This is a genomic window from Streptomyces sp. WAC 01529 (genome assembly GCF_003945545.1).
GTDB classification, from domain to species: Bacteria; Actinomycetota; Actinomycetes; order Streptomycetales; family Streptomycetaceae; genus Streptomyces; species Streptomyces anatolicus.
On the sequence record NZ_CP029617.1, the window covers coordinates 7,958,284 to 7,970,175 of the forward strand.

Sequence of the window (11,892 nt, forward strand, 5' to 3'; positions counted from 1 at the left end):
GCCCGGGATGGGGTACCGGTCGCGGTCAGCGGCGCGCGAACGCCGGTGCGTGCTCCGGGCGCACGCCCACCCCGCCCAGGTACCCCGTCACCGTCCGCAGCGCGGGCACCCGCCGCAGCATCCTGAGGGGCAGCGGCAGCCGGTCACCGCTGAGGGTCCCGGCGAGCGCGGGGGTCAACAGCATGTCGTGCTCGCCCTGTTGCTGCTTCTGCGTCACGGCCATCGGCAGCCACCGGCGCTTCTGGACGCGGGCGAGATCGCGTACGCCGATGTCGCCGCGCCGCAGCGGTCCGGCGAGGAGACGCGCCGCCGCGACGGCGTCCTGGATCGCGAGGTTGACGCCCACGCCGCCGACCGGCGACATGGTGTGCGCGGCGTCGCCGATGCAGAGCAGGCCCTCGGTGTACCAGCGGGGGAGGCGGTCCATGGTGACCTCCAGGAGTTTGACGTCGTCCCAGGAGCGGATCTCCGCCATCGTGGCGCGGTCCCAGCCGAGCAGGGCGCCGAGGCGGTCGCGGAACCACTCGACGCCGTGGGAGCGCAGCTCGCCGTCCGTGCCCTTCTTGATGAGGTAGGAGGTCTGGTAATAGTCGCCGCGGTCCATGGTGGCGGCGACCTGGCCGTCGCGGATGCTCAGGAAGACCCGGTCGCTCTTGAGGTCGTCCGGCGGCGCGGGCACGCGGACCTGCCAGACGTCGATGGGTACGTCGTACGAGACCGGGGTGAGCCCGGCGGCGGCGCGCACCAGGGAGCCGCGCCCGTCGCAGGCCACCGTCAGATCGGCGGCGATCTCGCCGGGCGTGCCGTCCTCGGCGACGTAACGCACTCCGGTGATCCGGCCGGAGCCGTCCCGGCGCACTCCGGTCGCCGCCGTCCGCATCCGCAGCGTGAACGACGGCTCGGTGGCGGCCTCGCCCGCGAGCAGGTCGAGGAAGTCCCACTGCGGGACCATCGCGATGTACTTGTGGCGGCCGGGGATGTGCCGCAGGTCGCCCGCGACGACCGTGGTGCCCTCGATGTGCATCCGCATGTCGCGCAGCTTGCGGGCCGGCAGCCGGGCGAAGCGTTCCCCGAGGCCGAGTTCGTCGAGCAGGCGCAGCGTCGAGGGGTGCACGGTGTCCCCGCGGAAGTCGCGCAGGAAGTCGCCGTGCTTCTCCAGGACCGTCACCTCGATCCCCGCCCGGGCCAGCAGCAGGCCGAGCATCATGCCGGCCGGGCCGCCGCCCACTACACAGCACGTCGTGCGTTCCATGTCGGTGTCCTCCCTGAGTAGGTGCGGCCACACTAACCGTTCGGTCAGAAGTCTGACCATGCGGTCAGTCATCGTGTGCGCGCACCAATCTGACGCAGCATCAGGAAACCTCTTCCTTCGGCATGGCCGCTGCGGCATCCTGCGGCCATGCAGACGGAGTTGAGCAGGAGACTGGGAGTCGAACACGCCATCTTCGGTTTCACGCCCTTCCCCGCGGTGGCCGCCGCCATCAGCAGGGCGGGCGGGTTCGGGGTGCTCGGCGCGGTCCGCTACACGGCACCCGACGAGCTGGCCAGGGATCTCGACTGGATGCAGGAGCACGTCGACGGCATGCCGTACGGCCTCGATGTCGTGATGCCCGCCAAGAAGGTCGAAGGCGTCACGGAGGTCGACGTCGAGGCGATGATCCCCGAGGGCCACCGGCAGTTCGTCAAGGACACCCTCGCCAAGCACGGCGTGCCCGAGCTGCCCGAGGGCGAGGCGTCCGGCTGGCGCATCACCGGCTGGATGGAGCAGGTCGCCCGCGACCAGCTCGACGTCGCCTTCGACTACCCGATCGCCCTCCTCGCCAACGCCCTCGGTTCACCCCCGGCCGACGTCATCGACCGCGCACACGGCAACGACGTCCTCGTCGCCGCCCTCGCGGGCAGCGCCCGGCACGCCCGCAAACACGCGGACGCCGGCATCGACATCGTCGTCGCCCAGGGGTACGAGGCGGGCGGGCACACCGGCGAGATCGCCTCCATGGTGCTCACCCCCGAGGCCGTGGAGGCGGTCGCGCCGATGCCGGTCCTCGCCGCCGGGGGCATCGGCAGCGGCGAGCAGATCGCGGCCGCGCTCGCGCTCGGCGCCCAGGGCGTCTGGCTCGGTTCCCTGTGGCTCACCACCACCGAAGCCGACCTGCACTCGCCCGCCCTCACCCGCAAACTGCTGGCCGCCGGTTCCGGCGACACGGTCCGCTCCCGGGCCCTGACCGGCAAACCCGCGCGCCAGCTCCGCACGGAGTGGACCGACGCCTGGGACGACCCGCAGGGCCCGGGACCACTCCCCATGCCGCTCCAGGGGCTCCTCGTCGCCGAGGCGGTCTCGCGCATCCAGAAGTACGAGGTGCGGAACCTGCTCGGCACCCCGGTGGGGCAGATCGTCGGCCGGATGAACAGCGAACGCGGCGTCCAGGCCGTCTTCGACGATCTGACACGCGGGTTCGAGCGGGCCGTCGACCGGATCAACCGCATCGCGGGAAGGGGAAGCCAGTCGTGAGCACACCTGCCAGCAGCACCCCGCCGAACGGCTTCTGGGCACAGGCCGTGGCCGACCCCGGCCGCACCGTCCTCGTCGCCCCCGGCGGCGAGCAGTGGACGGCGGGCCGACTGCACAGCGCGGTCAACCAGTTGGTGCACGGTCTGCGGGCCGCCGGTCTGGAGCGCGGCGACGCGTTCGCCGTCGTCCTGCCCAACGGCGTGGAGTTCCTCACCGCGTACCTGGCTGCCGCCCAGGCCGGCTTCTACCTCGTCCCCGTCAACCACCACCTGGTCGGCCCCGAGATCGCCTGGATCGTCGCCGACTCCGGGGCCAAGGTGCTGATCGCCCACGAGAGGTTCGCCGACGCGGCGGTGGCCGCGGCCGACGAGGCGGCCCTCCCGGCCACCCACCGCTACGCCGTCGGCGAGGTGTCGGGCTTCCGCCCCTACCGCCAACTCCTCGAAGGTCAGCCGGAGTCGGTCCCCGAGAACCGCACGCTCGGCTGGGTCATGAACTACACCTCCGGTACCACCGGCCGCCCCCGCGGCATCCGCCGACCGCTCTCCGGCAAACTCCCCGAGGAGTCCTACCTCGGCGGCTTCCTCGGCATCTTCGGCATCAAACCCTTCGACGGCAACGTCCACCTCGTCTGCTCACCGCTCTACCACACCGCCGTCCTCCAATTCGCGGGCGCCGCCCTGCACATCGGCCACCCCCTCGTCGTCATGGACAAGTGGACTCCCGAGGAGATGCTCCGCCTCATCGACGCGCACCGCTGCACGCACACCCACATGGTGCCGACCCAGTTCCACCGCCTCCTCGCGCTGCCCGAGGCGACGAAGGCCGCGTACGACGTGTCCTCGATGCGGCACGCCATCCACGGCGCCGCCCCCTGCCCCGACCACGTGAAGCGGGCGATGATCGAGTGGTGGGGCGAGTGCGTCGAGGAGTACTACGCGGCCAGCGAGGGCGGCGGCGCCTTCGCCACCGCGCAGGAGTGGCTGAAGAAACCGGGAACGGTCGGAAAGGCCTGGCCCATCAGCGAGTTGGCCGTCTTCGACGACGACGGCAACCGCCTGCCGCCCGGCGAACTCGGCACCGTCTACATGAAGATGTCCACCGGCGGATTCTCGTACCACAAGGACGAGTCGAAGACGAGGAAGAACCGCATCGGCGACTTCTTCACCGTCGGCGACCTCGGCCTCCTCGACGAGGACGGCTACCTCTTCCTGCGCGACCGCAAGATCGACATGATCATCTCGGGCGGCGTGAACATCTACCCCGCCGAGATCGAGTCGGCGCTGCTCACCCATCCCGCGGTCGCCGACGCCGCGGCCTTCGGGATCCCGCACGACGACTGGGGCGAGGAGGTCAAGGCCGTCGTCGAGGCCGCCGAGGGCAGGACCGCCGACGACGCCCTCGCCGCCGAGATCCTCGCCCACTGCGAGCGGCGGCTCGCCGGGTACAAGCGGCCCAAGAGCGTCGACTTCATCGAGGCGATGCCCCGCGACCCGAACGGCAAGCTGTACAAGCGCCGGCTGCGCGACCCGTACTGGGAGGGCCGCGAGCGCGCCATGTGAGGGCGGCGAGGGGCGGCGGGCCGGGCCTCCCGAGGGCCCGGCCCGCCGAGAACTCAACGGCGCTCGCGCACCCGCACCACCTTCAGCGCGGGATCACCGAGGATGTCCTTCTCGCAGAAGCGCGACGTCACCCAGCGCTCCTTCGCGTACAGCCGCGTCTGGTCGCTGAAGTGCGGCGAGCCGGGCTCGGACGACTGGGAGTACGTCAGCAGCGTGCGGGCCTTGGGGCAGCGGCCCTCGCCCCAGCCGACCGCCTGGATGTGACTCGACCCGTGCGCGACCTCGGTGTAACCCGCCTTCGGGTCCCAGGTCGCCTCGATCTTGTTCCAGACGCCGAGGGACTCCGTGCCGCCGTGCACCGGCAGGCGCTTGCCGCCGCGCACGACGTACTGGTTCTCGCCCAGCGGAGCGTTCAGCGCGATCCCCGCCGCTTCCAGCTCGGACACCGCGTCCGCCAGCGCCTTCGGGAAGCCCGGTACCGAGGTGTCGAGGGTGTGGGGGGTGCGCACCGGATCGGCCGCGGAGAACGGCACCTTCCACAGCTGCGCCCTCGGCACGGTCGCCGTCAACATGCGCCAGAACCGGTCGAAGAGCAGCGCGCCGCGGCTGTTGGTGTCCATCCTGTGGTCCCAGCGCGCCAGCACCTTGCAGGCCTTGGATACGTCAACCGCCTTGCCGTCACTGCCCGTCGCCATGCCGCCGGGAAGCGCCGCGCAGGCCTTCGCCGCGTCGTCCGCCGCGAGATCCGCCGCCGGGACCCGGTTGGCGAACTGCTGGCGTTGCAGGTCGGCGACGGTCAGACGGCCCTTCTTGGCCATCGCCGCCACATCCTGGATGCCTCCGCGCGTACGCAGCGAACGCTGCGTGCCGATCGTGCCGAAGACCCGCTCGTAACCGGTGATCGGCCGGTCCGCGTTGGAGAGCCAGGCGCTGTCGTTGGAGTTCTCCGCATACGGGGCGTTCTTCAGCGTCGGCATCCGCGAAGGCCCGAAGATCCCGGGCTGCACCGCGTCCTCGTCGGAGCCGAGCGCGCACGCGCCCCGCGAGCCGTCGAGCACGGCGACACCCGACGCCGGGTAGGTGATCTTGCCGAGGTCCGTGCTGCAGCGCTCCGCGAGTTCATCGGTGATGCGGGGCAGCACCTGCGACTGCGTGAGCAGCGAGTGGCCGCGCCGGTCCGCCGCGACGGTGTTCACCCAGGGCAGCCCCTGGGTCTCCCGCAGCGACTTGAGGATGCCGGCGGTGGAACGGGCCTTGCCGAAGCCGAGGTTGGTGTCGCTGCCGCGCAGGTTCGCGGCGTTCGGGTCGTTCAGCGCGTACGCCGTGGTCGAGGACCAGGGCAGCGGCAGCTGCGGGCCGAGGCCGGAGACGACGGGGCCGTAGCGGGTCCACCACTGGGTGCGGGTCACCGGCGCGCTGCCGCCCTTCACGGGCACGGTGACGGTCCGCTTCGTCATCTTGTGCGGCTTGCCGTCCACCAGATAGGTGGTCGGATCGGCCGGGTCCAGGGTGAGCTGGTGCAGGTTCAAGGGGACGCCGGTGGCGACGGTGTGGCTCCACGCCACATCCTCGTTGAAGCCGATGTTGACCACGCCGGTGCCGAGCAACGAGGCGCCGGACACGTTCAGTTCGCCCGGGATGGTCTGCTGCGACTGCCAGAAGCGGCGCCCGCCCTGCCAGGGGTAGTGCGGGTTGCCGAGCAGCAGCCCCTTGCCGTTGGCCGTGGTCGTGCCGTGGAACGCGACGGCGTTGGAGCCCATGTCGGCGTCCTGCGCCGAGAACAGCTCCCGGGCGGCCTTCGCCGTGCGGCGCGGGTCGGCGGCGGGGTTCCTTTCCGTGGCGCGGTCCTTGTCCGCGGCGCCCGGCGGCCGTGCGCCCGTGATGCCGTCGATGCCGCGCCCCTGGCCGCCGAGCACCTGCACGGCGAAGCCGTGGCGGGCCACGTCCAGGGGGGTGATCGGGCGGACCCAGTCGGCCTTCGCGCAGGCCGGGTCGGTGACGCGGTTCTGCTTCAGCCAGGCGTTGTAGCCCGCGGCGAAGCCGCGCATCAGCTCCTTCGTCCGACGGCTGGGCCCCGCGGGGGCGGGCTGCTTCAGGAGCTTCTCCACCGTCCCCGCCTTCCGCACCCCACGGAAGTACAGGTCGCTGCTGAGGTTCGTGGACGCCGACGACAGGGCCGCGCCGGGGGAGGCCTCGGGCCCGAAGTGCCGGGAGCGCTCGCCGCGTACGGTCACATAGCCGTCGGCGAGAGTGCAGACCTGGTCGGCGGCCTGCGCCCATCCCGTGCCGAAGCCGAGGTTCGCGTAGTCCTTGGCGAGGATGTGTGGGATGCCGTACTGCGTGTAGCGGATGGTGGCGTGCAGGCCGCCGCCCGAGGGGTGGGCGTCGCGCGGCGCGGCCACCGCGCCGGCCGGCAGCAGGGCCACGGCGGTCAGCAAGGTGATGCCCGCGGCGGCCAGTCGTCTCGTACGGGTACGGCCTCGGACTCGGCCTCTGGGCTGGGTGCGGGTACGGGTGCGCAAGGGGGAGCCTCCCAACAGCGTTGACGGAAGCGGCGGTTGAGCGTACCAAGCGGTATGTCATCTGTATGGTCCCTTGACCGAGGTGCCGCCAGGGACACAGGATCACGTCATGACGGGTGTACGGGAGAGCACAGTCGACGCAGTCCTCAGCCGCAGCGCGCGCCGCACACCGCGCCGCACGGCACTCCACTACGGCGAGCGGTCCTGGACGTACGCGGAGCTGGACGACGCCGTCTCGCGCGCCGCCCGCGTGCTGCGCGACCACGGCCTCGCCCCGGGCGAGCGGGTCGGCGCGTACGCCCACAACTCCGACGCCTATCTGATCGGCTTCCTCGCCTGCGCGCGGGCGGGCCTTGTCCATGTGCCCGTCAACCAGAACCTCACCGGCGACGACCTCGCCTACATCGTCCGCCAGTCCGGCAGCTCGCTCGTCCTCGCCGACCCGGACCTCGCCGGGCACCTGCCCGCCGACGCGGCGACCCTGCCCCTGCGCGACACGGACGACTCGCTGCTCGCGCGGCTGGCCGCCTCAGCCGCGTACGACGGAGAGGGCCCCGGCGGCGACGACCTGGCGCAACTGCTCTACACCTCGGGCACGACCGCCCAGCCCAAGGGCGCGATGATGTCGCACCGGGCCCTCGTCCACGAGTACGCGAGCGCGATCACCGCCCTGGACCTCAAGGAGAGCGACAAGCCCGTCCACTCCCTGCCGCTCTACCACTCGGCGCAGATGCACGTCTTCCTCATGCCCTACCTCGCGGTCGGCGCCGAGAACACCGTCCTGGACGGGCCCGACGCCGAGCGGATCTTCGACCTCGTCGAGGCCGGGCGCGCCGACAGCCTCTTCGCGCCGCCGACCGTGTGGATCGGCCTGTCGAACCATCCCGGCTTCGCCACCCGCGACCTCGGCGCCCTGCGCAAGGCCTACTATGGCGCGTCGATCATGCCGGTGCCGGTCCTGGAACGCCTGCGCTCCAGGCTGCCTGGCCTCGGCTTCTACAACTGCTTCGGGCAGAGCGAGATCGGCCCGCTCGCCACCGTCCTCGGGCCCGATGAGCACGAGGGGCGCATGGACTCCTGCGGGCGGCCGGTCCTGTTCGTCGAGGCACGCGTCGTCGACGAGGACGGGCGCGAGGTGCCGGACGGCACCGAGGGCGAAGTCGTCTACCGCTCACCGCAGTTGTGCGACGGCTACTGGGACAAGCCGCAGGAGAGCGCGGAGGCGTTCCGCGACGGCTGGTTCCACTCGGGCGACCTCGCGGTGCGGGACGCGGAGGGCTACTTCACCGTCGTGGACCGGGTCAAGGACGTCATCAACTCCGGCGGGGTGCTCGTCGCCTCACGGCAGGTCGAGGACGCGCTGTACACGCACGGGGGTGTCGCGGAGGCCGCCGTGATCGGGCTGCCGGACGAGCGCTGGATCGAGGCGGTCACCGCCGTCGTCGTACGCAAGGACAAGGAACTCTCCGAGGCCGAACTCATCGCCCACGCGCGCGAGAAGCTCGCCCACTTCAAGGCGCCCAAGCGGGTCCTTTTCGTGGACGAGCTGCCGCGCAACGCCAGCGGAAAGATCCTCAAGCGGGAGCTGCGGGACCGCTTCAGCGCCTCCTGAGCCGCCCTATCCCCTCTCCCGCAGATCCACGATCCTCTTGAACTTGCCCACCGAACGCTCCAGCGTCTCCGGATCGACGATGTCGACGCCGACCGAGACGCCGATGCCGTCCTTCACGGCCGCCGCGATCTCCCGGGCCGCCGCCGCACGCCGCTCGGGCGGGGTGTCCGCGCGCGCCTCGGCCCGTACCGTCAGGGCGTCCATGCGCCCCTCGCGGGTCAGACGCAGCTGGAAGTGCGGGGCGACACCGGCCGTGCGCAGCACGATCTCCTCGATCTGCGTGGGGAAGAGATTGACCCCGCGCAGGATCACCATGTCGTCGCTGCGGCCGGTCACCTTCTCCATCCGCCGGAAGACCCGCGCCGTGCCGGGGAGCAGGCGCGTCAGGTCCCGCGTCCGGTAGCGGACCACGGGCATGGCCTCCTTGGTGAGCGAGGTGAACACCAGCTCACCGCGCTCCCCGTCCGGCAGTACCTCGCCCGTGATCGGGTCGACGACCTCGGGATAGAAGTGGTCCTCCCAGATGTGCAGCCCGTCCTTGGTCTCCAGGCACTCCTGGGCGACACCCGGGCCGATCACCTCCGAGAGCCCGTATATGTCGACCGCGTCGATCGCGAAGCGCTCCTCGATCTCGCGCCGCATCTCCTCGGTCCATGGCTCCGCGCCGAAGATGCCGACCCGCAGGGACGTCGTACGGGGATCGATGCCCTGCCGCTCGAACTCGTCCAGGAGCGTGAGCATGTACGACGGCGTCACCATGATGATCTCGGGCCGGAAGTCGAGGATCAGCCGCACCTGGCGGGCCGTCATCCCGCCGGACGCGGGGATCACCGTGCAGCCGAGCCGCTCGGCCCCGTAGTGCGCGCCGAGACCGCCGGTGAACAGGCCGTACCCATAGGCCACGTGCACCTTGTCCCCGGGCCTGCCGCCCGCCGCGCGGATCGAGCGCGCCACGACATCCGCCCACATGGACAGGTCGCGCTCGGTGTACCCGACGACGGTCGGCAGACCGGTCGTGCCGCTGGACGCGTGCAGCCGGCGCACCTCGGACTGCTCCACCGCGAACATCCCGAACGGATAGTTGGCCCGCAGATCGTCCTTGGTGGTGAACGGGAACAGCGCCAGATCGGCGAGCGAACGGCAGTCGTCGGGGCGCAGGCCCGCCTTGTCGAACGCGGCCCGGTAGAACGGGACGTTCTCGTACGCGTGCAACAGGGTGTCCTGAAGGCGCTCCAGCTGCAGCGCCCCCAACTCACGGGGGCCGAGCCGCTCCGCCGCGTCCAGCTGTGGCGGCATACGCGTCATAAGTGGTTCTCCCGTCCCGAACGGGCGACCGATCATTCGGTCGACGATCTTCCGTCGAGGTCAGTAATCCAGTCCCCGGGGTAAGCGTCAAGAGATCTCGCACGGCCGCTTCGAGCTGGTGGGCCGGGGGCGGAACGGCGTTGCCCGGGCCACACGGGGATGTGATGATCTCCGGCATGCCGGTATTCAGCGCGTACGACGGGACCCAGCTGGCCTACCACGAGAAAGGGGACGGGGCGCCGCTGCTTTGCGTGCCGGGCGGTCCCATGCGGGCCTCCGTCTATCTGGGCGACCTCGGCGGCCTCACCGCTCACCGCCGCCTCATCCTGCTCGACCTGCGGGGCACGGGTGACTCGGCGGCCCCGGACGACACCTCGACGTACCGCTGCGACCGCCAGACCGACGACGTGGAGGCGCTGCGCGAGCACCTCGGGCTCGATCAGGTCGACGTGCTCGGGCACTCCGCCGGCGGCGACCTCGCCACGCTGTACGCGGCCCGCCATCCCAAGCGGATCCGCACCCTGATCCTCGTCACCCCGGCCACGCTGGCCGTGGGCGGCGTCGTGACCGACGAGGACCGTCGTGAGGCCGCCGAGCTGCGCAAGGATGAGCCCTGGTACCCGGCGGCCGAGGTGGCACTGCGGGAGATCGCACAGGGGCGTACGCCCACCTCGGGCTGGGACGTTATCGGGCCGCTCTTGTACGGACGTTGGGACGCCGAGGCTCAGACGCACCGGGCACAGAGCACGGCGCAGAAGAACCTGGCGGCCTCCGAGGCGTACTACGGCGAGGCCTTCTTCGACCCGCCCGCGACCCGCGCCGCCCTCACGGCCATGACCGCGCCGGTGCTCGTGCTGGCGGGCGCCTACGACGGTGGGCCGAGCCCCGCCCGCGCCGAGGAGCTGGCCGCTCTCTTCCCGGGCGGCGTGTGCCAAGTACAGCCCGGCGGCGGGCACTTCCCGTGGCTGGACGATCCGGAGTGGTTCACGCGGCGGGTCGCGGGGTTCCTCGCGCAGCACTGAGCCGGGCTGTTCCCAGGGCGGGGGTGTGTCTGTCCGGGGAATGCCGAGGCGGGGGCGCTCGTACCATGGGTGCCCGCTCGTAGCGATCGCCCAAGGGAGTCTCCGTGCCGGTCACCTCAGCCGTGTGTCGCGTCCTGGCCATGGGCGCCGTCGCCGCCGCGCTCTTCGCGGGGAGTTCCGGGGCCGTCGCCGTGCCCGCACCGGCGGTCGTCGCTGGGGCGGCCACGGGTTCGTACGGGCAACTGCGCCCGCTCGCCGAGCTGTCGGCCCGGCGGCTTGCCGCCGCTGATCTCGTCGCCGCCGCCAAGTACGGCACGGGCAGCCCCATCGACGACCCGGCACGTGAGAAGCAGGTCCTGGAGGCCGTGGCCCGGCAGGCGCGGGAGAGCGGCGGCGACCCCGAGGCGACGGTGCGGATCTTCCGTGATCAGATCGAGGCCAACAAGGTGGTCCAGCGGGAGCTGTTCCGGCGCTGGGACGCCGATCCCTCCCGGGCGCCGAAGGAGCGGCCCGACCTCGCCGAGGTCCGCGAGGAGATCAACCGGATCAACGGCGGCCTGGTGCGGGGCATCGCCGCCTCAGCGGGCGCGCGGACCGCGCCGTACTGCGGGGGAGTCCTGACCGCCGCCGCCGCGCACACCCGGCACGCCGATCGGCTCGACGCCCTGCACACGCTCGCGCTGGGGCGGGCGCTGCGGTCCGTCTGCGCGGGATGAGACCCGTACGTACGCGAACCGGGGCAGGAAGAACTGGGTGACCGGGCCGACCGCGAGCGCGTAGAGCACGGTGCCGACGCCCACCGTCCCGCCGAGCAGCCAGCCCGCGGCGAGCACGGCGACCTCGATGAGCGTGCGGACCCGCCGCAGGGAAGAGCCCGTCACGGCGGAGAGGCCGGTCATCAGGCCGTCCCGGGGCCCGGGGCCGAAGCGCGCGCCGACGTAGACGGCGACGGCGAGACCGTTCAGGACCACCCCGCCGAGGAGCAGACCGGCCCGGGCGGGCAGGCCGAGGTGCGCGGGCACGAGCGCGAGGCCCAGGTCGGAGGAGACGGCCACGACGGCGATGTTGGCGAAGGTGCCCAACGTGGGCCGCTGTTTGAGCGGAATCCACGCCAGCAGCACGAGCACGCCCACGAGCGCGCTCAACGTGCCGAAGCTCAGCGCGGTGCGCCGCTCCAGGCCCTCGCAGAGGACGCTCCAGGGAGTGGCGCCCAGGGCCGCCCGGACCAGGACCGCGAGGCTGAAGCCGTACAGGGCGAGACCCAGGAAGAGTTGGGGGAGGCGCCTCAGCGGGTCCTCGCCCAGGGGTACGTACGTGATGTCCTGCCGCATGCCGTGTTGCCTCCGGGAAGTGGTGC

At 71.8% G+C, this 11,892-nt stretch carries 8 protein-coding genes and 1 pseudogene; 5 read left to right on the forward strand and 4 right to left on the reverse strand.

The features are described from left to right. Positions 1 to 25: 25 nt before the first annotated feature. Positions 26 to 1,252 (reverse strand): FAD-dependent oxidoreductase, encoded by a 1,227-nt coding sequence (locus tag DMA15_RS35005; RefSeq protein ID WP_125516674.1) that lies wholly within the window; start codon positions 1,250 to 1,252, stop codon positions 26 to 28. A 147-nt stretch (positions 1,253 to 1,399) separates the two neighbouring features. On the opposite strand from DMA15_RS35005, the gene DMA15_RS35010 reads away from it, so the two are divergent. Continuing rightward, positions 1,400 to 2,512, forward strand: a complete 1,113-nt coding sequence (locus DMA15_RS35010) for a nitronate monooxygenase (protein WP_125516676.1) — start codon at positions 1,400 to 1,402, stop codon at positions 2,510 to 2,512. Continuing rightward, positions 2,509 to 4,074, forward strand: a complete 1,566-nt coding sequence (locus DMA15_RS35015) for an acyl-CoA synthetase (RefSeq protein WP_125516679.1) — start codon at positions 2,509 to 2,511, stop codon at positions 4,072 to 4,074. The genes DMA15_RS35010 and DMA15_RS35015 overlap by 4 nt, the downstream gene beginning before the upstream one ends. Positions 4,075 to 4,127: 53 nt before the next feature. On the opposite strand, the gene DMA15_RS35020 is transcribed toward DMA15_RS35015, so the two are convergent. Next, positions 4,128 to 6,500, reverse strand: a complete 2,373-nt coding sequence (locus DMA15_RS35020) for a penicillin acylase family protein (RefSeq protein ID WP_240660343.1) — start codon at positions 6,498 to 6,500, stop codon at positions 4,128 to 4,130. A gap of 205 nt (positions 6,501 to 6,705) precedes the next feature. Between DMA15_RS35020 and DMA15_RS35025 the strand changes: the two genes are divergently transcribed. Continuing rightward, positions 6,706 to 8,208 (forward strand): acyl-CoA synthetase, encoded by a 1,503-nt coding sequence (locus tag DMA15_RS35025; RefSeq protein WP_125516680.1) that lies wholly within the window; start codon positions 6,706 to 6,708, stop codon positions 8,206 to 8,208. A 6-nt stretch (positions 8,209 to 8,214) separates the two neighbouring features. Here the strand turns inward: DMA15_RS35025 and paaK are convergent, their stop codons facing one another. After that, entirely contained in the window at positions 8,215 to 9,504 is a 1,290-nt protein-coding gene (gene paaK / locus DMA15_RS35030) for a phenylacetate--CoA ligase PaaK (RefSeq protein WP_125518217.1), read from the reverse strand. Positions 9,505 to 9,689: 185 nt separating this feature from the next. On the opposite strand from paaK, the gene DMA15_RS35035 reads away from it, so the two are divergent. Together DMA15_RS35035 and aroQ are read left to right on the forward strand one after the other, a co-directional pair. Next, complete coding sequence (locus tag DMA15_RS35035; protein ID WP_125516682.1) at positions 9,690 to 10,535, forward strand: alpha/beta hydrolase; 846 nt, start codon at positions 9,690 to 9,692, stop codon at positions 10,533 to 10,535. Positions 10,536 to 10,675: 140 nt separating this feature from the next. Next, positions 10,676 to 11,185 (forward strand): annotated as a pseudogene (aroQ, locus tag DMA15_RS35040) (gamma subclass chorismate mutase AroQ); the annotation flags it as partial. Here aroQ and DMA15_RS35045 read toward each other — a convergent pair. Continuing rightward, positions 11,114 to 11,866, reverse strand: coding sequence for a hypothetical protein (locus tag DMA15_RS35045; protein ID WP_240660102.1), 753 nt, complete (start codon positions 11,864 to 11,866; stop codon positions 11,114 to 11,116). The pseudogene aroQ and the gene DMA15_RS35045 sit on opposite strands and share 72 nt — an antisense overlap. Between the last annotated feature and the right edge of the window lie 26 nt (positions 11,867 to 11,892).